Source organism: Candidatus Neomarinimicrobiota bacterium, from assembly GCA_022567655.1.
In the GTDB taxonomy this organism is placed as follows: Bacteria; Fidelibacterota; SORT01; order SORT01; family SORT01; genus JADFGO01.
On the sequence record JADFGO010000005.1, the window covers coordinates 24,853 to 46,036 of the forward strand.

General features: G+C 45.6%; 23 protein-coding genes. 12 read left to right on the top strand and 11 right to left on the bottom strand.

Annotated features, from left to right (window positions below):
• Nucleotides 1-9: 9 nt before the first annotated feature.
• Genes IID12_01055 through IID12_01080 form a run of 6 tightly spaced genes read right to left on the bottom strand, consistent with a single transcriptional unit; the run spans nt 10 to nt 4,234 of the window.
• Entirely contained in the window at nt 10-594 is a 585-nt protein-coding gene (locus IID12_01055; protein ID MCH8287681.1) for an NADH-quinone oxidoreductase subunit I, read from the bottom strand.
• Nucleotides 591-1,628, bottom strand: coding sequence for an NADH-quinone oxidoreductase subunit NuoH (gene nuoH / locus IID12_01060; protein MCH8287682.1), 1,038 nt, complete (start codon nt 1,626-1,628; stop codon nt 591-593). The genes IID12_01055 and nuoH overlap by 4 nt, the downstream gene beginning before the upstream one ends.
• Nucleotides 1,629-1,650: 22 nt before the next feature.
• Nucleotides 1,651-2,772 (bottom strand): NADH-quinone oxidoreductase subunit D, encoded by a 1,122-nt coding sequence (locus IID12_01065; GenBank protein ID MCH8287683.1) that lies wholly within the window; start codon nt 2,770-2,772, stop codon nt 1,651-1,653.
• A 3-nt stretch (nt 2,773-2,775) separates the two neighbouring features.
• Nucleotides 2,776-3,267 carry an NADH-quinone oxidoreductase subunit C gene (locus tag IID12_01070; protein MCH8287684.1) on the bottom strand — a complete coding sequence of 164 codons (492 nt, stop codon included), beginning with the start codon at nt 3,265-3,267 and terminating at the stop codon, nt 2,776-2,778.
• 1 nt (nt 3,268) lies between these two features.
• Entirely contained in the window at nt 3,269-3,760 is a 492-nt protein-coding gene (locus IID12_01075) for an NADH-quinone oxidoreductase subunit B (protein MCH8287685.1), read from the bottom strand.
• An 18-nt stretch (nt 3,761-3,778) separates the two neighbouring features.
• A complete protein-coding gene (locus IID12_01080) occupies nt 3,779-4,234 on the bottom strand; it encodes an NADH-quinone oxidoreductase subunit A (GenBank protein MCH8287686.1) in 456 nt (151 codons plus the stop codon).
• Nucleotides 4,235-4,426: 192 nt separating this feature from the next.
• Here IID12_01080 and IID12_01085 point away from each other — a divergent pair, with 192 nt between their 5' ends.
• Nucleotides 4,427-5,338: a proline dehydrogenase family protein gene (locus IID12_01085; protein MCH8287687.1), complete on the top strand. Its 912-nt coding sequence runs from the start codon at nt 4,427-4,429 to the stop codon at nt 5,336-5,338.
• On the opposite strand, the gene IID12_01090 is transcribed toward IID12_01085, so the two are convergent.
• Entirely contained in the window at nt 5,335-6,435 is a 1,101-nt protein-coding gene (locus IID12_01090) for a protein DA1 (GenBank protein MCH8287688.1), read from the bottom strand. The two genes, IID12_01085 and IID12_01090, sit on opposite strands and share 4 nt — an antisense overlap.
• A 282-nt stretch (nt 6,436-6,717) precedes the next feature.
• Here IID12_01090 and IID12_01095 point away from each other — a divergent pair, with 282 nt between their 5' ends.
• From IID12_01095 to IID12_01135, 9 genes are all read left to right on the top strand, one after another.
• Nucleotides 6,718-7,650 (top strand): ABC transporter ATP-binding protein, encoded by a 933-nt coding sequence (locus IID12_01095; protein ID MCH8287689.1) that lies wholly within the window; start codon nt 6,718-6,720, stop codon nt 7,648-7,650.
• A 146-nt stretch (nt 7,651-7,796) separates the two neighbouring features.
• On the top strand, nt 7,797-8,402 hold the full coding sequence (locus IID12_01100) for an ABC transporter permease (protein MCH8287690.1): 606 nt from the start codon (nt 7,797-7,799) through the stop codon (nt 8,400-8,402).
• Nucleotides 8,403-8,428: 26 nt separating this feature from the next.
• A complete protein-coding gene (locus IID12_01105; GenBank protein ID MCH8287691.1) occupies nt 8,429-9,160 on the top strand; it encodes an SDR family oxidoreductase in 732 nt (243 codons plus the stop codon).
• The gene (locus tag IID12_01110) at nt 9,157-9,711 is read left to right on the top strand and encodes a DNA-3-methyladenine glycosylase (protein MCH8287692.1); all 555 of its coding nucleotides are present in this window, start codon (nt 9,157-9,159) and stop codon (nt 9,709-9,711) included. The genes IID12_01105 and IID12_01110 overlap by 4 nt, the downstream gene beginning before the upstream one ends.
• A gap of 2 nt (nt 9,712-9,713) precedes the next feature.
• Entirely contained in the window at nt 9,714-9,902 is a 189-nt protein-coding gene (locus IID12_01115) for a hypothetical protein (protein MCH8287693.1), read from the top strand.
• Nucleotides 9,903-10,206: 304 nt separating this feature from the next.
• The gene (locus tag IID12_01120) at nt 10,207-11,541 is read left to right on the top strand and encodes a citrate (Si)-synthase, eukaryotic (protein MCH8287694.1); all 1,335 of its coding nucleotides are present in this window, start codon (nt 10,207-10,209) and stop codon (nt 11,539-11,541) included.
• Between the two features lie 167 nt (nt 11,542-11,708).
• Nucleotides 11,709-12,440 carry a DNA alkylation repair protein gene (locus IID12_01125; GenBank protein ID MCH8287695.1) on the top strand — a complete coding sequence of 244 codons (732 nt, stop codon included), beginning with the start codon at nt 11,709-11,711 and terminating at the stop codon, nt 12,438-12,440.
• Complete coding sequence (locus IID12_01130; protein MCH8287696.1) at nt 12,433-12,750, top strand: hypothetical protein; 318 nt, start codon at nt 12,433-12,435, stop codon at nt 12,748-12,750. The genes IID12_01125 and IID12_01130 overlap by 8 nt, the downstream gene beginning before the upstream one ends.
• Nucleotides 12,751-12,800: 50 nt before the next feature.
• Nucleotides 12,801-14,231 carry a sodium:solute symporter family protein gene (locus IID12_01135; GenBank protein ID MCH8287697.1) on the top strand — a complete coding sequence of 477 codons (1,431 nt, stop codon included), beginning with the start codon at nt 12,801-12,803 and terminating at the stop codon, nt 14,229-14,231.
• A 2-nt stretch (nt 14,232-14,233) separates the two neighbouring features.
• On the opposite strand, the gene IID12_01140 is transcribed toward IID12_01135, so the two are convergent.
• The 3 genes from IID12_01140 to IID12_01150 all read right to left on the bottom strand — a co-directional run bounded on the left by IID12_01140 (nt 14,234) and on the right by IID12_01150 (nt 15,906).
• Complete coding sequence (locus IID12_01140; GenBank protein ID MCH8287698.1) at nt 14,234-14,719, bottom strand: flavin reductase; 486 nt, start codon at nt 14,717-14,719, stop codon at nt 14,234-14,236.
• 163 nt (nt 14,720-14,882) lie between these two features.
• The gene (locus IID12_01145) at nt 14,883-15,398 is read right to left on the bottom strand and encodes a CBS domain-containing protein (GenBank protein ID MCH8287699.1); all 516 of its coding nucleotides are present in this window, start codon (nt 15,396-15,398) and stop codon (nt 14,883-14,885) included.
• 28 nt (nt 15,399-15,426) lie between these two features.
• Entirely contained in the window at nt 15,427-15,906 is a 480-nt protein-coding gene (locus IID12_01150) for a CBS domain-containing protein (protein ID MCH8287700.1), read from the bottom strand.
• Nucleotides 15,907-16,352: 446 nt separating this feature from the next.
• Here IID12_01150 and typA point away from each other — a divergent pair, with 446 nt between their 5' ends.
• Both typA and IID12_01160 read left to right on the top strand, forming a co-directional pair.
• Nucleotides 16,353-18,155, top strand: coding sequence for a translational GTPase TypA (typA, locus tag IID12_01155; GenBank protein ID MCH8287701.1), 1,803 nt, complete (start codon nt 16,353-16,355; stop codon nt 18,153-18,155).
• 331 nt (nt 18,156-18,486) lie between these two features.
• Nucleotides 18,487-20,256, top strand: a complete 1,770-nt coding sequence (locus IID12_01160; protein ID MCH8287702.1) for a hypothetical protein — start codon at nt 18,487-18,489, stop codon at nt 20,254-20,256.
• 231 nt (nt 20,257-20,487) lie between these two features.
• On the opposite strand, the gene IID12_01165 is transcribed toward IID12_01160, so the two are convergent.
• Nucleotides 20,488-21,030, bottom strand: a complete 543-nt coding sequence (locus tag IID12_01165; protein MCH8287703.1) for a hypothetical protein — start codon at nt 21,028-21,030, stop codon at nt 20,488-20,490.
• Nucleotides 21,031-21,184: the final 154 nt, after the last annotated feature.

Here is a 21,184-nt window from a genome sequence, read left to right on the forward strand (position 1 = left end):
TAGGGAATATTATTCCGTCGCGTCATTTTCGCCGTCGGCGCTCTTGGATGGTTTGTCTTTACCCGCGATTGCCTTTCTTGCGGCGAGCTCTTTATCTTTCTGGATCTTCAGTTTTTCGGATTCCTCATATCGGACGCGCGCCTCGTCAGGAGTAATATTTCCGAAATGATAATTGAGATTGCTCCTGTCGTACTCTGCAAATTCATAATCTGATATCCAGTAAATGCACTCAGTCGGACAGGGGAACACGCATAGACCGCAGTAACAGCATTCCGCCATATCAATGTCGAACATCGGAAACACGAAAGTTTTCTTCTTCTCGAATTTTTCCGTCAATCCGAGATCCTCACCCGGTCTTGCCTTGATCGTTTCTATGTGTATGCAGTCCACAGGGCACACCTTGTCGCACAGATAGCATCCTATACAGTCCTCGATATCCACGTAAAGCCTGTTGCGTGAGCGGTCGAACATTTCCATCTTCTCTTTTGGATACTGCAGTGTAATCGAACGGACGAAAAGATGGCTGAATGTTACCTTCATGCCAATTAAAACCGTACTGACAGCGCTATAAATGTTTTTGAAATATTGTATCATGAAGAAAATCCTACCCATAAACCGGCACCCACCATGTTGAGGAACGATAATGGCACAAGCACTTTCCAGCATACATACATAAGCTGATCCACCCTTAGTCGCGGCAGCGTCCATCTAAACCATATCATAACCAACACAAATGAAAACGCTTTTAGAGACATCACAAGGAGACCTATCCCCGGTGTACTCACGGCTCCTGTTACCCAATGCCAGCCTCCGAGGAATAATGTGGAGGCGATGACTCCGATGGCAAACATGTGGGCGTACTCGGCAAGAAAGAAGAAAGAAAAACGCATACCGGAGTACTCAACGTGAAAACCTGCCACCAATTCCGATTCCGCCTCGGGAATGTCGAAGGGAACTCTGTTTGACTCCGCCGTACCCGCAATAAACAACACAAAGAACGCTATGAAATTAAACGGCGGATTTTTCCATATCATCCAGTTTAGAATACCGCCGTCCTGAGCCATCACGATGTCCCTCATACTCAACGAACCTACGCTCATCACGACAACTAAAATAGATAATCCTATCGGAATTTCGTAACTCACGAGTTGCGCCACCGACCTCATTGAACCGAATAACGCCCATTTGTTATTTGAGCCCCAGCCCGCCATCAGGATTCCGATCACTCCTACCGAGGAGACGGCGAGAATGTAAAATATTCCTATGTTGAGTTCGCTTCCGATGATCTTGTCGGAGAAGGGAAGCGCGGCGAACACAGAAAATGCAGCTAAGAATACTATATAAGGGGCAAGCTTGAATAAACGACGGTCGGCTAACGCCGGAATAATATCCTCTTTCAGCAGCAGCTTAACTGAATCCGCAACGGTCTGAAGCCAGCCGTGCCATCCGCCCACTTCCATCGGACCAAGCCTGTCCTGCATATGCGCCGCCACCTTCCGTTCGAACCAGATCACAACAAGAGCATAGACAGCGATCCCCGTGAAAACCAATGCGCCGTAAACGAACATAATCGGGGGCAGAACCAACCAGGAAGGCAATTCGGATAAAACCGGGATCAGGTCAGTCATAAGATTTACGAAATATTCCATACTATCTGTCTATCTCACCGAGCACGATATCTAAACTCCCGAGCAGCGCGACAAGGTCTGATATCAACAGTCCTTCTCCTACATCTGAAATTGCACTCAAATTACTGAAAGCCGGAGAACGCATCTTGAGCCGGTGAGGAATATCCGTACCGTCACTGACGATATAAAAACCCAATTCCCCTCTCGGATTTTCAGAGCGGAAATATACCGAACCCTCTTTCGTCTTTGCTCTCTTCGGAACTGCCGACTTGACGTTTTCGTCAGACGGGAGACTCTCAAGCGCTTGCTTGACTATTTTAGCCGATTCCGCCATCTCCAGCACTCTGACGTAATATCTCGCCCACGAATCACCGATAACCCCGACCCGGCCGTCGCCGACTATTACATCCCAATCGAATCTGTCATATATGGAATACGGCTCGTCACGGCGGAGGTCCCAATCGATCCCGGAAGCTCTCAGATTAGGTCCGGTCAAACCCCAATCGATAGCCACGTCCGGCGGGATTATAGCTACTTCGGCGGTTCTCTCAATAAATATCTTATTAAATGATAAGAGTTCGTCGTATTCGATGAGTTTGGGCATGAAATAATCTATGAAATCGAAAGTTTTCTCTACAAACCCGTCAGGCAGGTCGTGCGCTACTCCTCCTATCCATAAATAGTTGTATAGGAGCCTCGCTCCGCTCGTCATCTCGAATAGATCGAGAATCCTTTCTCTATCGCGAAATGTAAATAAAAATGGAGTAAATGCGCCGATGTCCATGCCGAACGTTCCGAGCGCCACTAAGTGACTGGCGATCCGGTTTAGTTCCGACATGATAACCCGAATGTACTCCACGCGTTCGGGCAGTTCGATGTCAAGCAGTTTTTCCACCGCCATGACATAACCGTGCTCGTTGTTCATGGCAGCCAGGTAATCACACCTGTCCACATAGGGAATGATCTGATGGTAATCCAAACTTTCGCAGTGTTTCTCAAAGCAGCGGTGGAGATATCCGATATGCGGAACGATTTTCCTGACTATCTCTCCGTCTGTTGTGATCTCCAACCTCAGCACTCCGTGGGTCGCGGGGTGCTGCGGACCCATATTTACAACCATCTCCTCTGTCTTTAAATCAGGCATTTCTTATTCGTAACCTTCTTTTACTTTCCGGATGGTCCAGCCGCGATACTTCTCGGCGTCTACGTGGTCTTTTCTGAGCGGGAAACCTTCCCAATCGTCAGGAAGCAATATCCGTTTCAGGTTGGGGTGACCCTCGAAATGAATCCCATAAAGGTCAAATACTTCCCTTTCATGCCAGTCAGCACCTATCCAAATAGAAACGACCGAAGGAAGCGCAGGTTTCTCTCTGGGGAGTTCGACCTTGAGAGTTACTTTGTGGTTATAGTGCAGCGAGTGAAGATGATACACGATTTCCATCTTTTCTTCAAAATCAACGCCGGAAAGACACATCAAGGAAGTGAACTTGAGTTTTTTATCAGACTTCAAAAAGGAGCAAATCTCCAGTAGGGAGCTTGCTTCAATCGTTGCCGATGGGTCGAATCCTTCAATATCTATGGATTTCACTCCATCAGGAAAGTTTGACTCTAACGTTTTGAATACTTCCCCGACCTCCATTTCAGGCAGCTTGAGTCGTGGCGATAGATTCGCGTCTTATCTTTTCCTGAAGCTTGATGAAACCTTCAAGCAAAGACTCCGGTCTCGGAGGACAGCCGGGAACGTAAACGTCCACAGGAACGACCTGATCTACTCCTTTCATAACGTGATAACCATGCTTCCAATAAGGACCTCCCGATGTGGCACAACAACCCATAGCGATCACATATTTCGGGTCGGGCATCTGTTCGTAAAGCCGTTTGATCCTGCTTGCCATTTTGAATGTTACCGTCCCGGCGACTATCATCAAATCGGACTGTCGCGGAGAGGGTCTCGGCAGAACCCCCAATCTGTCCTGGTCATAACGCGAAGCCGCCGTCGCCATCATTTCTATCGCACAACAGGCGATTCCGAACGTGATAGGCCAAAGCGATGACAACCTCGCCCAGTTCATAAATTTGTCCGCACTCGTGATTATGACGTTATCGCGAAACTTATTTTCGATGATACTCAATTATCTGTTCCTTTCAGATTATTCGACAGCTTCCAATTTCCGTGATTTTCTCACTGCCGGTTTTTTGAATCTCGGGATATCCGAGGTGTCGAAGTCGGAAGTGTACTTCGGATTCGGCAGGACCCAGCTCAGGTCACCCTTTACCCACGCATACGCATACCCCACAAGCAGAATACCTATAAAGATCATCATTTCTACGAACGTAAACATTCCCATCTCCTTAAAGACGGTCGCCCACGGATACAGGAATACAATTTCAACCTCGAATATCAAAAAAATCAGCGCCACAACGTAAAATCGGATATTGAACTGTATCCACGGATTCCCTATAGGTTCCTCTCCGCATTCATATGTGGTCAGTTTTTCTTCTGTAGGATTATCCCGCCGGACTGCTTTTGCCAAGAGAAGAGTGAAACCTATGATCAACAAAGAAGTGATCATAAACATCAAAACACTACCTAAATCCCAAAGCATATTTTATAAATTCCCCTGCCTAAATTCAGGCGGTTAACTTATTACCAACTCGAAACAGTGTCAAGGTATTTCATTTACACAACGGCAGGAATTATTGCCGATCGGGCATCACAAATTCACTTGTCATTCCCGAAGGTAATCAATATTTTATCCTGTGCAAATGTATCCGAACTCTTCAAATCCGGCTTAAGTATGAGCGTTATTAATATTGCAATAGCTAACATGCTTCCCTTCATTCCAAAACCGGTGGTAGGCTATTTTGCAAAGAGGTACATCGCGGGCGATAAGTTAGAAGATGCCATCCGCGTGATTTCCGAATTGAACGATGAGGGATTCATGTGTACCGTCAACATCCTCGGAGAAAATATTAAAAAGATAGAAAGCGCCGTAAATTATCTCCAGAGATACAAAGAAATCTTAAACGAGCTGACCGAGAAAAAACTCGACTCGAATATCTCGATTAAAATGACGCAGATGGGCATGGGTTTGGACGATAAGGTCTGCCTGAAGCAGATGGACGAAATCATTCAGCTCTCTAAAAAAGAAAATAATTTCGTTCGTATAGATATGGAAGAATCTATTTATACGAGCAAAACCCTTGAAATTCACTCCAAGCTGGCTAAAAAACATAATAATGTCGGAATAGTTATTCAGGCTTACCTCCGTCGAAGCGAATCGGACGTCTCTGAACTTCTGAAAATTAAAGCCGGTGTGAGGCTTTGTAAGGGTATTTACGTCGAGCCGAGAGAGATCGCATTCAAGGACAGAGAAAATATCAGGCTGAATTATACCCGACTGCTTAAGATGTTGCTCAGGGGAGGTCGTTACGTCGGAATTGCAACTCATGACGAACGGCTCGTTTACGAAGCTTACGACATTATCAATGAAATGGGGCTCGGCAAAGAAGAGTATGAATTTCAAATGATCTACGGCGTGAACAAGGAGATGGGGAAGAAGATATTAGCGGACGGACACCGGTTGAGAATTTACGTGCCTTACGGTGAAGAATGGCTCGCATATTCCATCCGCAGATTAAAAGAAAACCCGGATATAGCCGGGCATATAATAAAAAATATCCTCTCTTTCAATAACCGCGGCTCTTAATAACCTGCCGGCATTCGCCGGTTATCAGGTAGATATCCCAGCCATCCCTGCGTCCCGACGGATCCCACTAAATTCTTAATGCGTCTGAAACCGTCACCGTAAATCGGGTCTCTGTCTTTGTTCATGTTCTCGATGAGGTACTTCGCTCTGTCGGCTCTTCTGTTTTTCAAAACGAGATAGGATGCGTAGTTTGCGCTTCCCTCGCTCATCGCTTTGTCCATCTCATAAGGTGTGTTAAGATAAAGCCAGACGTGCATGAGCTCATGCGCAGCGGTCGAGATAAAGTTAATTTCCGGCATTCCTTTGAGCATATAAATATCGAATCTCTTGTTGATGACTCTTCCATTCAACGTTTCAAATCTATGATATGTAAATCCTGTTTGCTCCTCTATGACCCGGTTTTCGTTCGAGAGCTGTGCGATGTAATTCCTGTCCACAAGATACAGCCCGATCTCGTCCCATTGAATATCTATCCCGTATAGCCTCAACTCCTTTTTAATCCCATCAAACAGGTGTTTCGCTACATTGAAATCACTGATAGCTGTCGCCTTGCATATCCCGCATATATTTCTGCCGTCATTATATCTAATCCCGCCTCTTGTTGCGGCATCCGAGATATACCGCCCGCAGTAATCACACTTGATGGCGTGTCCCTCATGATATTTGTGATAGCTCTCGCCCCAGAACGTTTTCGTATATTCGCCGGTAATTGCAAGACCGCAGTAACTGCACTTCAGAGCCACATGCTGCCGGTAATGGTCTTTGTGATATTTTTTTCCGTCCGCTTCGACATATTCGCCGGTAATAGGCTGACCGCAATATGCGCACTTCGGAGCAATATACTGCATGTAATGATCCGGATGATAATAGTTACCGTTGTCTTTGTAAAACTGAGAGTTTCCGATAGCTAAGCCGCATGAAGCGCATAGAAAATGCTCCGGGTGGAACGCCTTTCCGTCCACCATCACATAACTGCCCGACCTGATCGGATTTCCGCACTGCACACAAGTCAAAGTTTGAGCGTATAGTGCGATAGAAGACGAAACAAAAAAACTCAGGAAGAGCGCCGCTAATATTATGAATCTCAGATTGGTCATATGATTATCTTGTTGACTTAATATATGCTGACAAAGTGAGAAATAAAAGTCATGACAACTACATATGGCAAATCAGTTCATATTGACGAGTGAAACTATTTAATGTGGCAGTCAGGGCTTGCCCTGACGCCAATCCCGATTTATCGGTGCGGTCGGGGCAAGCCCCAACTCGCACAATTATTGATAGTGAAACTATATTATCAATCTAATTGTTTGATCTTAACTATTGAAATTCAGCCGTATGCTCTTTAATATCTTCCTTCAAATGTGAAAGGGAAATAATTGTCAGAGAACGCTCTCGAGATACGGAACCTTAAAAAAGATTACGATTCAAAGCCTGCACTCAAGGGGATTGACCTCACTATAAAAAAGGGTGAGTTTTACGGATTTCTCGGACCGAACGGCGCCGGAAAGACGACCACAATCAACATCATCACCGGACTGACGAATAAAACCTCCGGAAGCGTCAGCGTTTTCGGGAAAGACGTCGTAAAGGATTACCGCGAAGCCCGAAGGCTGGTCGGGCTTTCTCCGCAGGAGCCTAACCTCGATTTTTTCTTCCCGGCCGAAACCGTCCTGAATTTGCAGGGTGGTTACTTCGGAATGAAATCGCATGAAAGGAAAGCGAGGACTGAAGAGCTGTTAGAATATTTCGACCTTGTAGATCACAGGAAGCTGCCCTTCCGAAAACTCAGCGGCGGTCTTAAGCGGCGGTTACTGATAGCACGGGCAATGATGCACAAACCGAAATTCTTGATACTCGATGAACCGACAGCGGGAGTTGACGTGGAACTCAGAAGGAAGATATGGAACTCGATGAAAGAATTGAGGAATAACGGTACTACGATTCTACTAACGACTCATTACATAGAAGAAGCGGAAGCATTATGCGACAAGATCGCAATTATAAATCATGGAGAGATCATCCGCGACGGGGATAAGAATGATTTGATGGATGAAATCCATTATCAGGTGATAGAAGTAACCCCTTCATCGCCTGTCGAAGAGATACCTGAAGTGTTAAAGGAGTATGAATGCAGGAAAACAAAGAGCAGAACGTTGGTGTTCTGTCTGGACAAGAAGAAACAATCGATGTCGGGATTACTGAAAGCATTAGCCGACTCGAACATAGAGATCGAAGACCTGAAGACGGAGTCGGGAAGGTTGGAGGACCTTTTTCTCAGACTGACGGGGAGTACAGCAGCAGCCGGCTGATAGGATTTTGGACTCTCCTCAAGCGGGAGATAATCCGTTTTCTGAGCCTGCCGAATCAGACGCTGGTTCCCCCTTTTATCTCGGCGCTTCTTTACATCGCCATATTCGGCTATTCGATCGGCTCGAGGATAAGTTCCGTTGAGGGAGTGACTTACCTCCAATATATATTCCCGGGGCTTATGATGATGGGAGTCATCAACTCAGCTTATATGAACACTTCCTCCTCATTGTTCATGTCAAAATTCCAGGGAAACATAGCCGACATTCTCACCTCACCTCTCTCCTATTTCGAGATGGTCACCGCTATGGTTTTAGGCGGAATGATAAGAGGGTTGATAGTCGGCGTGATTACTATGCTCACGGGCTTAATGTTAATGGATATAAACATTGAGAATTATTTTTTGGTCGGATTCTTTATGCTCTTTGTAAGCACTATCTTCGCTCAACTCGGATTGATAACCGGGCTTATCGCAGAGAAATTCGAGCATCTCGGAATTTTTCAGACGTATATGATAACACCCCTTGTTTACCTCGGAGGTGTCTTTTATTCTACCAGCATGCTGCCTCCATTCTGGGCAAAAGCATCTCTTTTCAATCCGATTCTTTATATGGTAAACGGATTGAGGTACGGGATGCTCGGAATAGGAGACATTAACCTCAATACGGCGATGATTACCGTTGTAGTTTCAAGCATCGTACTCGGCGCAATAAATTTGTACATGTTTAAGATCGGGTACAAGCTCCGCACATAAGTAAGAGTCAATGAGGTAAATTCGATTTGGAACTAAAAGGAAAAACGGTTCTCATAACCGGCACTAAGAGAGTCGGCCAGGTAGTCGCGAAGAATCTCGCTAAAAGCGGAGCGAACATTGCAGCTCACTATAACACGTCTTTGGAGGCGGCTGAGTCACTCGTTGAGGGACTCCGCTCAGATGGCGCTAATGCTATTTCGGTAAAAGCGGATATTTCACAATCGTCTGAAGTAAATAATATGGTAGAAAAGGTTGTTGAGGAATTTGGCTCTCTCGACGTGCTTGTAACGATGGCATCGTATTTCAAACCTATCCCTTACGATGAGATCTCCGAAGAGGATTGGGAATTACAGATGTCGATCGATCTCAAAGGCACGTGGCTCTGCGTCAAAGCCGCCTCAAAGGTTATGCTGAAACAAGGTGGAGGAAAAATAATCACATTCGGCGATTGGGCTGCTAAACGCCCGTATAAGAATTTCCTCCCTTATTTTGTGGCAAAAGGGGGCATTATGACGATGACGAAAGTCCTCGCCGTTGAGCTGGCTCCCACTATACAGGTTAACTGCATCTTGCCCGGTCCTGTCCTGCTGCCCGACGGCTACTCGGAAGAAAAAACCAAAAAAATAGCCGACGCTACGCTCGTTAAACGTATCGGTTCTCCCGATGATATAGCGGCGACCGTAAAATTTCTCATTGAGGGCTCAGATTTCATCACCGGTGCCCTCATTCCCGTCGAAGGGGGGCGGCTGCTTGCATGACGGAGTTGACCGGTGATTTTTTTGCCCCTGATACGCTTGAAGTTGCCCGTAATCTCTTAGGCGTCGAGATAGCTTTAAACGGCTGCCGCGGTATCATAGTCGAGACGGAGGCGTATAAAACCGATGACGCATCACATTTCAAAACCCGCCGGACCAAGGGCAAGGCTCTTGCGGAGAGCTACGGGACGGTTTACATATACCTCAACTACGGTATGTATCACCTTCTGAATTTCACAACCGAAAAAGACGGTATAGGGGCGGTACTGATAAGAGCTATTCAACCGACCGAAGGGCTTGATATGATGAAACAAAGGCGGAAAACAGATAACATTCTGAACCTCACCAACGGGCCGGGAAAGCTCTGTCAAGCGTTTGATATCGGGCCTGAGCTGAACGAAGAGCCGGTGGGAAAATCGATCGGTCTCTACGGAAGAGAGCATGAGCCCGATATAGGAACGAGCAACCGAATAGGCATAAGTCGCGCCACAAACCTCAAATGGCGGTTTTTTATTAAAGGTAACAAGTTTGTCAGCAAGCATAAGGTAAAATAATAATGAGAGCAAAACTCGGCATTGAACTTGAAAAGGAGGAATTGGAAGAGCTTGAATCTATCATGCACAAGTGTGCAAGCGACGAAGATGAGGTCACTGTCAGACTCTCCTCCGATAAGCGCAAATTAGCGCGGTACATCATGCGGGTTATAGAAGAACAGAAAATCTATTGGGAGGACGAGGGATACTGACAGAACATTCAGCCGCACTTTTCTTCTCAATCTTCTTTGTATAATCAATCCGGATCATCTGTCCGATAATCAAATAGCAATTTAATTCTATTTTGTATCCCCATTTACTTGATTTAAAACGGACATTATGTTAGATTGTAATCAGTAGGAGGCAAGTTTTTCGGGGAAAATGATTAAAGACGTATAATCGCAATCTACACGCAAAAAGATGTCAAAAGGTTTATTTATATTCGGGATACGGGAGAAACTGGAAGTAACCGCTACTTTTCTCCGCTATTCAATACGGTTGCAGCTGGAGGAGTGAATGTCAACCTTAAAAGAAAAATTATTCGCTAAAATTGAACCCAAACGAACTGAGGTCACAGAACTCCTCAGGGAGTTCGGAGATCAGAAAATCGCCGACGTTACTATATCGCAGGCGTACGGAGGAATGAGAGGGCTTAAATGTATGGTCTGGGAACCTTCAGCGCTTGATCCCGATGAGGGAATCAGATTTCGCGGCTGCACGATCCAAAATTTACGTGAAAGACTCCCGAGAGCCCCCGATGGAGAAGAACCGCTTCCTGAAGGACTTTTCTATTTACTCCTTTTGGGCGAGATCCCGTCTCAAGAAGAAGCCCGCGAGGTTTACAAAGAATGGATGAATCGAAGGGAAGTCCCGCAGCATGTCTTTGACGTCATAGACGGATTGCCGAAACATACTCATCCGATGACTCAATTTTCCGTGGGGATTCTTGCCCTTCAGACAGAATCCGTATTCTCTAAGCGTTATCACGATGGATTGCATAAAGAAGATTACTGGGACGCTCAATATGAAGATTCTATGAACCTGCTCGGCAAGCTTCCTACAATTGCAGCTTATATCTATCGCCGGACGTTCAAGGACGGCGTCAGAATACATGCGGACGAAAATCTCGACTGGGCAGCCAACTACGCTCATATGATGGGCATCGAATCACCGGAATATATGGAACTGATGAGGCTATATCTCACAATCCACGCCGATCATGAGGGAGGTAACGCCTCGGCGCATGCGGCGCATTTAGTAGGCTCTACCCTGTCGGACGCTTATTACAGTCTGTCGGGAGGAATGGACGCTCTTGCGGGTCCTCTCCACGGACTCGCTAACCAGGAAGTTCTTATCTGGATACAGCATTTACAGGAAAAACTCGGCGGCGGCGTTCCTTCCAAAGAGCAATTGGCAGATTACGTCTGGGAAACTTTGAACGACGGCCGGGTAATTCCGGGGTACGGGCACGCCGTATTAAGAAAAACGGATCCGCGATATACGGCACAACGTGAATTCGCCCAGCGACATATGCCCGATGATGAACTGTTCCGGATAGTCAGTTTGCTGTATGAAGTAGTACCGGACATACTTAGAGAACAGGGGAAGGCTAAGAATCCCTGGCCCAACGTCGATGCCCACTCGGGATGCTTGCAGTGGTTTTACGGTGTGAAAGAATATGATTATTACACCGTTATGTTCGGAGTCTCGAGGGCGTTAGGTGTACTCGCATCCTCGATATGGTCGCGGGCGCTGGGATTGCCCCTCGAGCGACCGAAAAGCGTCACGACAGACTGGATAAAACAACACCTGCCCACAAACGGTACAGGGAAGAAAGCCGAGACTGCCTGACCCTTTTTACAACTATCCAGTTCTTTTTAGGTGCGCACTTCTCCATTTCGGTTATCTGCATCTAAGGAAAATCCTTCTTTTACTTGCATCTCTGAATCTGTCATTTAAAATTAACCGACCGACAATGCGACATTTAGATTCATGCTGAGAAAGCCTATTATTAAACGATGATATCCGAAAGCGAGATCAAAACGATTATCGGGTCGATTCGAACTGAGTTCAAATCACTTGCCGATCCATCGTACGCCAAGGGTGCCCGCAAAATTATCAGTGATGAAGACCGCGTGATAGGCGTCAGGGTGCCTGCAATAAAATCTGTCGCCAGAGAGTTCTTGAAAGAAAAAGGGAAGAAGATTGAATTGGATGATCTTCTCACGCTTGCGGATGAATGCTTCAAAACCGAAGGCAGGGAAGAGCAGTTGTTTGCCGTCTTCGTACTCTCCAAGCATTTAAAAAAAATGGACAGGGATTCATGGCAATTAATTGATAACTGGGTTGACTACATCTCGAATTCGGAGACCTGCGATCAACTCGCTACGCAATTTGCCGGGAAAATTCTACTCTCCAATATTGACCTCATAACCGACCTGAAAAAATGGGCGGGACAAACAAACGTATGGAGACGAAGATTTGCCGCCGCAGCTACCGTAGCATTGAATCGCGGCGGGCATTCCAATCCCGCGGCGACGTTCGAGGTATTGCGACCGCTTGTATCCGATAACAACGACATGGTAAGAAAAGCCGTCGCATGGGCGATCCGCGAAGCCTCCAAGGCGGACGAGGAATCCGCTTTTAGATTCTTAATGGACGTCAAAGAAACGGCTGTGCCTCATGTAATAAAATACGGAAGCGAAAAACTCAGTCGCGAACACAGAGAATTATTAGGAATAAATGAATAAATACCAAATAACCGGAATTCAGAGTTATTCGGGAATCGGTGACATACTATCCGCCATATCCGACGGCAGCAAGACTCTCGGTCTGACGCCTGCTATTGCCAGCGAAGTCAAGCAGCCCGTCGGCGGTCTGATATGGCTTTTGAGGAAAGGCGAAAACAGCGGTCATTTAGAAGTTCTCTACGATCCCGGTGCGAATGAGATAATCGTAACGCCGGTTTCCAAGACGGATAAAGATTGGGTTCATTCGCATGCTTTGTTGGTTGCGGAATATCTTTCCGACCGGTTAGGAGGACATTTAGCTGGTCAGTGACATCTTCTATAATTTTCGCTCAACCGTAAAATTCAGGGAGACTTGTTAATATGATTTATTTTTGGGTATCGTTTTCGTATCTAATGATCCTAATCGCTGTCGGTGCGATTCGCAGCCGCAGTGTTAAAGATCAAGCGGATTTTATGGTGGCGGGTAGAAAGCTCGGTACATTTGTATTGGTAGGAACGCTGGTGGCAACGTGGATCGGCACCGGCAGTATATTCGGTAATGCGGAGAAAACTTACGAAATAGGCATCGTTGCGTTGATCCTGCCTCTCTCCGGCATTCTCGGTATAGTGGTTTTGTACTTCATAGCGGGAAGAGTCAGAAAATTTGAACAGTTTACGGTACAGGACATTTTAGAAGTCAGATATAATAAATGGGCGCGTCTTTTCGGCACTGTGACCGTAGTGACCGCCTACACGACAATTGTCTCCTATCAATTCCGGGCTGGAGGCGCGGTAATAAATATCATCAATCCGGCTATAGATACATCCGTCGGAGTGATCATATCCGCCGTGTTCGTCATCCTCTACACAGGGCTTGCTGGGATGTTTTCAGTGGCGTACACAGACCTCGTGAACGGTATTCTCATCCTGGTGGGAATTATCCTCGCGGTACCGTTTCTCATGGTTGAGGCAGGGGGAATTGAAAGTATGATGCAAACACTCCCGCCAAGTCACTTTCAATTTTCAGGGGTACTCAACGGATGGGAGATAGTAGGTCTTCTTCTTCCCGCTTTTTTGCTGATGTTGGGTGACGCGAATATGTATCAGCGATTCTTTTCCGCAAAGGATGAAAAAACGGCAAAACGAGCAGTGATATATATGCTGATTGGAGTTGCCGTCGCTGAAATGATGATTATCCTCGCTGCATGGTACGCAAGCAGTCTGAACTGGGGAATTGAGAATCCGGGTCGGATAATCGTTTACGCCGCGGTTAATAACCTGCCGGTTATCCTCGGAACTATCATTATCGCCACTATAATTGCAATAATAGTCTCCACAGCCGATTCTTACCTTCTTGTTCCCGCAACCAGCTTAGTCAGGGACATTTACCAACGGTTCATCGAGCCTGAAGCATCACCCAAGAAGATAGTATTTCTCTCCAGAGTAGTGGTAGTCGCGCTGGGCATTATTGCCTACCTGCTGTCAACGTTAGACGATAAGTTTTTGGCCGTCGCTCTGTACGCATATACGATTTACGGCGCGGGGATCACCCCCGCATTGCTTGCGGCTTTCTTTTGGAGGAGAGCCACAACCGCAGGCGGAATCTCATCGATAGTGGTCGGTACATTTGTTACCATAATCTGGAAAAATCTCGATATGGGAAGCTCGGTACCCGCTTCCCTCGGTATAGCGGGAGTACAGATAGATGCGGTTATCCCGGCTATTACACTCTCGGTATTAACGCTGATCATGGTTAGTCTTCTTACAGAGAAGCCGCCCGAGGAAAAGTGGCGGCCATTTGCCGCTGATTAGTTCTATCCTGACAGTTTATAGTAATCGTGCAGGGTCAGTAATTCTCCGTCGGAAAGTATCAAGCCGTCAAACGGGTTGCCCACGAGAAGTACACTGTTTTCGAGCTCAAACGAGCTGCTGTATTCGCAGTTCATGTACCCGATCGAGTTTTTCAAATAGGGGATTCCGTCATCTGTTCTTTCCATTTCTAAACTGTCTATAACTTTGAGCCTCTTCTCCTCTGTGAGCGCACATAAGGTTGCTTCCTCTAAATTTTCTTTCCCGAGAATGGAGATAGTAAATCGGTTCTTCTTGCGGATAAGAGAATATACGGGGCGGTCCTTTTCGATATTTATAACGATTCCTCCCAGGGTAAAAGAAGTCTGCATCACCCAACTGCACGTTATCATATCAAACTCTTCTTCGAACGCCGCCCCCAAAACGTATAGCCCGTAATTGAATTTTTTGAATAAAAGTTTCAGGACTTCATTGCTTTTTTCATCAGCCAATTAAGTTAGCGTTCCTCAAATTTTTGCGACAATTATTTTCCGGCTTTTTAGAAAATCAGTGATCTCTGATATATATGCTCGATCTCGGGCTAACTGACTGATGTCATCTCATTCGGAGTTGTCGCAAGTGTGCGATTTCTTTATATCACGTTGAAATGACTAATTATACTCTTTCTAAGGTATGCATTGCCAGATACTTCAACATTCCGCGGACCGATATAAACCCTATCGGTTCATCGTCCTTAATTACGGGAACGTGACGAATACTGTTAACTGACATCCTGTTCAAGGCAAATGCAATCGAATCGGATTCCCCGAGCGATTGGGGGTCTTTTGTCATGACCGCGGAGATCTTCACCGAATCCAATTTCAATTTCTTTACGACCACTCGCTTCAGAAGATCTCTTTCCGTGAATATCCCTTTTAATTTGCCGTCATCTACGATCAGCACGCTGCCGTGCCTTTTCCGCCGCATCAAATCAACAGCTTCCCGGACTGTCGAATCGGGACTCACTGTCAGCGGTTCGGGCGGATCCAGTGCCATTATAGTGTCGGTAAGAACCTTGGCTCCCAAGCCCTTGTCCGGGGTTATCATCCCGGCATCACGAAGGTCAATTCCGCAATTGGCGCAGTAGTCTTCGCCGGGGAAATTATCTGTAGCGCAGTGTGGGCACTTCATATTTCTAATAACCGGGGATTGATCCCGCTTATCCTCCTTCTGCGGTTAACATACTCTGGTCTGGAGATGGAGGAAGGTTATATACTTGTTCCGGCAGAAACTCGACGACAAAATCGACTATCATCCTCGCCGTCAAGATTCCCATGCATTTACCCTCGCTGTCCATGATCGGCAGATGTCTATAGCCACTCGAACTCATCTCCTCGACAGCGTCAGCGATTTTATTGTCTACGCTTAAAGTAACCGGCTCAGACGCCATGAATTCTTTGACAGGTTTTGATTCATCGATATCCGATTCCTCTAATTTCATGAGAATATCCCGTTCGGTAAATATACCCGTCAGGTCATCCCCATCGGTAACAAGAACGCAACCGTATCCGTTTTTGTCCATTTTGTCCACCGCTTCGGAGACGGAAGAGTCGATATCGACGCTCACCGGCGGTTCGAGATCTAAATGCCCGAGAGATAAATTCTTTAACGCATCAGTTATTTTATCGTCAGTCGTCATCTTGTTTGGCTTTCCCCTGAAAGGCTTATATCAGCTTCTTAAAAGGGTGTTTCAGAAGTATAATTTAAGCTTTCAGCGGAAATATTCAACAAGTAAATTTAAATTCTTTCAAAGGGGATTTAATCTTCAATCAGTGGGTGTTATGACTCTCCTATCTATTTTATCAACACCAACTTCCTTGTCTATACGAATGTAGGGGACGCAGATCTGCGTCCCCTACCGTGTTCGACACAATTTATTTCAGCAGAACCAGCTTTTCAGTCGCCCGGAAGTGACGTTCGGGGAGTACCGGGAACTCCTTCTGAAACATGGCAGCTGATACATCTAAAGGGGCAAAGTCAGTCCGATAATATTCATTGACTTTGTAACCGATTTAGGTTAATCACACACGATTTGAAAGCGGCCACCGCCGTTGGCGGGGCAGGGGAATAGTTAAACAGGCAGGGATTTTGGATTTAGATAGCATACGGAACATAGCGATAATTGCGCATGTTGACCATGGCAAAACCACTCTGACCGACGCTCTTATGAGACAGACGAATATGTCCGACGAGAATGCGACGATGGACACTGATGTCCTTGAACTGGAGCGTGGCATCACAATTTATTCTAAGAATACTTCAGTTTATTATAAGAACACTAAAATTAATATTGTTGATACACCCGGTCACGCTGATTTCGGTTCGGAGGTGGAGCGGGTGCTGCGATCTATAGATTCCGTGGTTCTCGTAGTTGACGCTCAGGAAGGACCGATGCCCCAGACAAAGTTCGTGCTGAAGAAATCTCTCGAACTTGGACTCAAACCCATCGTCGTTATAAACAAAATTGACAAACCGGCGGCTCGCCCGGATGAAGTGCATGAACTGATTTTCGAACTGTTTTTAGACCTCGGAGCAAACGACGAGCAACTCGACTTTGCGACTGTCTATTCAAATGCAAGAGAAGGGACAGCAAAACTCAAATTAGACGATGAGGGAACAGACCTTATGCCTCTTTTGGACACTGTTTTAGAGAAGGTTCAGCCGGCGTCAGACGAAGCCGCACAAAACAAACCGCTGCTGATCCAGACTTTCAATCTTGGATACGATAATTACCTCGGGCGGTTGGCTGTCGGAAGAATATACGAAGGCAGAATTAACCGCTCGGATGAAGTGATAATCAAATCTGCGAACGGCGAGTTTAGAACCGGATTGATAAATAAGTTGTTCACTTTTGAAGGCGTCAACAGGAAAGAAGTAGACTCGGCGAGCGCGGGCGATATCGTCATGATAGCCGGACTTGCAGACATATATATCGGCGAAACTATATGCGAGAACGAAACACAGGAAGCCCTTCCCGCAATTGATATTGACGAGCCGACTATCTCACTGAATTTTTTGGTGAACAACTCACCCTTTGCGGGTCGCGATGGAAAGTACGTCACTAACAGGCAGCTGCGGGAACGGCTTGAAAAAGAGTTGGAGATAAACGTCGGATTAAAAATTGATTTTTCATCCACTCATCATTACCGGGTATTAGGACGCGGTGATATGCATATCGCTATCCTCTTGGAAAATTTACGAAGAGAGGATTTTGAACTTCAGATTTCCCAACCGCACGTTATCATCAAGGAAGAAAACGGTGAAAAGCTTGAACCGTTTGAAGAGGTAACTGTAATTGTGCCGGAGGAGCTCACCGGAGTCGTGATAGAAAAGCTCTCAAGACGTAAAGGAAACTTGATAGAGATGAAGCCGGAACAGGAAGGTGTTAATCTGATTTTTGAAATACCTTCCCGCGGTCTTCTCGGCTACAAGAACAGTTTCATTGTGGACACAAGGGGACAAGGAATTCTATACAGCAGGGTTATCGGGTTCCGTTCACACGTAGGTGAGATAAAGAAGCGGCACGTCGGCTCAATGATATCCAAGTCTACGGGGAAAGCTCTCGGGTTCTCGCTGTTTAATCTTCAAAACCGGGGCGCGCTCTATATAAGGGCAAACACAGATGTCTATGAAGGTATGATAATCGGTAACACATCAAAGGGAGACGACCTCACGGTGAATCCCATCAAAGGCAAGCAGCTGACCAATATGCGCGCATCAGGAGCCGACGAAGCGATCCGCCTTACGACGCCGATAGAGCTGACTCTCGAAAACGGGATGAGCATTATGAGCGATGACGAATATTTAGAAATTACTCCCAAATCCGTTCGGCTCCGGAAACAACACCTCTCCGAAAACGAGAGAGTCAAAGCCGCGAGAAGGAAGTAAGTTACTTTGAGTCGCTGTACTTCGCGGAATCAGTTACCGAATAGAGATCATATTCGTGTCCCAATTTGCCCCGGCTTGTCCCGTAATACCGATTCATCGAATGTACTATTGATAACACCGAACCGAAATTTGGGGATAAGGTCACGTCTCTCCTTAAAGATCCTTTGCGGAAATAAACTTGCCGTAGGAATATAATATTATTATCTTAATTAAGCTTTATTTTAATATCCGTTATTTGATATTTTAATACGGGCGCTTAAACATAAAGGAGAGCAGTGACTGAAAGGAGCATCCGATAAACAATTCAGCGCATAAATTCCACATCCCGGTAATGGGTACCGGATTTACCATAGATACACCTATAAGGATCGCCAAGCTCGGCATCTCATCCGTTATTTCTATTATTGACGATATGCTCATTGAACAAATGAGAAAATTCCACGCAGAACGTGTCGGAGAATCTTATGAGGAGATTCCCCGCAAGAGCAAAGACTCACGCTTGCGTAGAATAAGGAAATATCTGAACCTTGTTGACCGTATTGTTAAAAAAGAGATGGACTCTCTCCGCAAATCTCCTTTTGAACCGGGCAGCGATATTACGCGCTATTTCGGAATGCTCCCGGACTCACCACTGAAGGACGAATATCTCAAGATGCTTGATGAAGAAGACCCGAAAATCAGAGAGCAGATGCAGGATGAACTTCGCGAGAAGGCTGTTCCGGGAAGCATCGACGTCAATATAATGACCAAAATTGACAGAAACGGAGCCAAGGGAAACGAAGATCTTCCTATCGGGCAAAGCGATGCGCTTCTTGCTCTTAGAGCTTTTGCCGAGAGCACATTGAACTCTTCCGTAATCTTTTCTGCGGGTCTTAACCTGAGATTGTACGCATACATAGCCAATTTCGCTGACTTCTTTCCGAACAAACTCGGAGAGATAAAAAAGCGCATAATATTAAAAGTAAGTGATTTCAGATCTGGCGCCATACAAGGAAAATACCTTGCCAAAAAGGGACTTTGGGTCTCCGAATTCAGAATCGAATCCGGACTCAATTGCGGCGGACACGCATTCGCCACAAAAGGCAATCTGATGGGTCCCATATTAGAAGAGTTTAGAGAACAGAGAGACGCTCTTAAAGAAAAGTTATTTGATATTTACACCAAAGCGCTTAACAAAATCGGTAAAATTGTGCCGTCCTCACCTCCGGAGGTCAGTCTGACCGTTCAGGGCGGAATCGGTACGAATGAAGAGAGGAAATTTCTACATAAACGTTACAAGGTTGACGCGACAGGCTGGGCAACGCCTTTCCTTCTCGTTTCAGAAGTAACCAACTTAGATGAGGACCACAGAGATCGGCTCGCAAAGGCTGGAAAAGATGATGTTCATTTAAGCGATGCATCACCTTTGGGTCTGCCGTTCTGGGTGCTGAAAAATTCGGCAGCCGTGGAAGAAGTAAATAGACTCGTTTCAATCGGCAAGCCCGGAAGCGCCTGTCCGAAAGGCTTTCTTATTTCCAACTCAGAATTCACCGATCATCATATTTGTGCTTCTTCGAGAAATTTTGTGAAAAGAAAACTTCCAACTCTCGGGTCGAATGGATATGCCGAAAACGTAGTTGCAGTACAACGAGAACATGTTCTTGCGAAAGCATGTCTCTGCCGTGACTTAGCGGTACCCGCTACCCAAAAACTCAATGTCAAAAGGGATGGAAGGACACTTATCTGCTGCGGACCCGGAATTACCAGTTTCTCTAAAAAGACAACGCTTGAAGAAATGGTTGATCACATTTACGGCAGAATATCGCTTCTCACAGACTCCGACAGACCACATATGTTCATCAAAGAACTCAAACTCTATGTCGAATACATTAGAAAAGAAGTCGAGCAATATAAACTGGAACTCTCAATTAGAACGCCGAAATATTTCCGCGAATTCAAGAAAAACATAAAAGACGGGATTGAGTATTACAGTACCCTCGTGGAAGATTTTATAGACGAACAACGGGAACAATTTCTAACAGAACTCGATAGTCTCAGCAAGGAACTCGACACCATTCTGACTGATAAATTACTTGAACTTCAACCTGTCCCCACCATATAAGCCTGGCTTCTAATAGTATTTATTACCCCTAAGTTTTGTCCGATTCTCATAAAGGTTCGTTTATCGAACGGTTCGCCCCGTGCCTCGAAAGCTAATTGTCAAAAACGCTCGTTTTCATGAGTTTTTGGACTGCGAAATGCTGTGTCATAAGTGGGGTTTATGAGACAGATTTAAGAACTTTAGGCTTGTGTTAACTTTTGGGGGCAAGGTCATTATCCTCTTTTAAAATTCTTAGAAAAAAACATGCAATTCTGCAACTAATCTATCTTGGTTTAGCTGCCGGTTCTGAGGTATGAACCGATTGACGTTGTAGAAAATTGAAAATTGTATGTGTTGAACAGGAAAAATTTCCCATCCAAACCTTATTCGCTCCTGACCATCTCTACTTAACTCAATATCTGAGTTTCTATCGAAAAGATTATAAGATATCTTAAAATTGTGACCTCTAATTAAAAGGAAATTCAGTTCAGCAAGATACGCGTATTGCTTGATTGAAAACACATTTAACTGGTCAACTTCCCCAAGTAGAGTGAATCTACCTGCGTGAAAACCTACAAAAGATCCCAATATTTTGCTATTAGACGTCTCAGTAGATTTTTGCCATGAGATTCCAATTCGCCAATATTCCTTTACCAATGAGGCTACACCGGAGAATTGATTCAGTGTAATCGCTGAAATTACTGATAAATCTCCGGGTTCAAATCCCATTTCCAGTGCCATCAAAGTGGCATACTCTTCCTTATCATCACGGAGAACCTGTGCGGCACTCTTCATCAGCTTTGCCCTCTCAGCAAAGCTTGCTGCTCCTCCATCTGAGGAAATCTTCGTGTGCTTGCTCTATGATGCCCTTGACCTCTTCTGACGTAAACTCCTCATACTGTCTGATAGTTTCTCCTGTTGCAGGATTAACAGCTTCAATTGACATTAC

Bases quoted from the DNA above. Each gene is read 5' to 3' on its own strand.
- IID12_01055 (MCH8287681.1), bottom strand. From the start codon at position 594: ATGATACAATATTTCAAAAACATTTATAGCGCTGTCAGTACGGTTTTA.
- nuoH (MCH8287682.1), bottom strand. From the start codon at position 1,628: ATGACTGACCTGATCCCGGTTTTATCCGAATTGCCTTCCTGGTTGGTT.
- IID12_01065 (MCH8287683.1), bottom strand. From the start codon at position 2,772: ATGCCTGATTTAAAGACAGAGGAGATGGTTGTAAATATGGGTCCGCAG.
- IID12_01070 (MCH8287684.1), bottom strand. From the start codon at position 3,267: ATGGAGGTCGGGGAAGTATTCAAAACGTTAGAGTCAAACTTTCCTGAT.
- IID12_01080 (MCH8287686.1), bottom strand. From the start codon at position 4,234: ATGCTTTGGGATTTAGGTAGTGTTTTGATGTTTATGATCACTTCTTTG.
- IID12_01085 (MCH8287687.1), top strand. From the start codon at position 4,427: ATGAGCGTTATTAATATTGCAATAGCTAACATGCTTCCCTTCATTCCA.
- IID12_01090 (MCH8287688.1), bottom strand. From the start codon at position 6,435: ATGACCAATCTGAGATTCATAATATTAGCGGCGCTCTTCCTGAGTTTT.
- IID12_01110 (MCH8287692.1), top strand. From the start codon at position 9,157: ATGACGGAGTTGACCGGTGATTTTTTTGCCCCTGATACGCTTGAAGTT.
- IID12_01115 (MCH8287693.1), top strand. From the start codon at position 9,714: ATGAGAGCAAAACTCGGCATTGAACTTGAAAAGGAGGAATTGGAAGAG.
- IID12_01120 (MCH8287694.1), top strand. From the start codon at position 10,207: ATGTCAACCTTAAAAGAAAAATTATTCGCTAAAATTGAACCCAAACGA.
- IID12_01125 (MCH8287695.1), top strand. From the start codon at position 11,709: ATGATATCCGAAAGCGAGATCAAAACGATTATCGGGTCGATTCGAACT.
- IID12_01130 (MCH8287696.1), top strand. From the start codon at position 12,433: ATGAATAAATACCAAATAACCGGAATTCAGAGTTATTCGGGAATCGGT.
- IID12_01135 (MCH8287697.1), top strand. From the start codon at position 12,801: ATGATTTATTTTTGGGTATCGTTTTCGTATCTAATGATCCTAATCGCT.
- IID12_01145 (MCH8287699.1), bottom strand. From the start codon at position 15,398: ATGAAGTGCCCACACTGCGCTACAGATAATTTCCCCGGCGAAGACTAC.
- IID12_01150 (MCH8287700.1), bottom strand. From the start codon at position 15,906: ATGACGACTGACGATAAAATAACTGATGCGTTAAAGAATTTATCTCTC.
- IID12_01160 (MCH8287702.1), top strand. From the start codon at position 18,487: ATGGGTACCGGATTTACCATAGATACACCTATAAGGATCGCCAAGCTC.
- IID12_01165 (MCH8287703.1), bottom strand. From the start codon at position 21,030: ATGAAGAGTGCCGCACAGGTTCTCCGTGATGATAAGGAAGAGTATGCC.